The organism is Pauljensenia sp. UMB3104, from assembly GCF_030217285.1.
GTDB lineage: Bacteria > Actinomycetota > Actinomycetes > Actinomycetales > Actinomycetaceae > Pauljensenia.
Genome location: NZ_JASONN010000436.1, coordinates 1 through 253, shown reverse-complemented (window position 1 = coordinate 253; position 253 = coordinate 1). Strand labels below are relative to the sequence as shown.

The window sequence follows — 253 nt, the reverse complement described above, 5'->3', positions numbered from 1 at the left end:
TGAGTGATATTCAAATTCAATTAGACCCTAGTGCTTCAAAAGATTTCGTTAACCAGTTAAAGCCCTATCTGAACCAGCTGGCCGAAGACCTCAAGAGAGATTTGGCTATTAATAAGGAAATGTTGACAATTGATGAAGTCACCCAATTATACAGTACCAGCCGGAATACGGTAACCGAGAAATGGCACAGAGAATTAGGCCTACCACTTAATAAGCTTGGTAACAAAGTGTATGTTGAGAGATCCGTTTTAAA

The 253-nt window shown here is 39.1% G+C and carries 1 protein-coding gene; it reads left to right on the top strand.

Going from position 1 to position 253, the window contains the following annotated elements; all coding sequences use genetic code 11:
• A partial coding sequence (locus QP415_RS12310) for a hypothetical protein (protein ID WP_285100263.1) occupies positions 1–253 on the top strand: 253 nt, incomplete at both ends.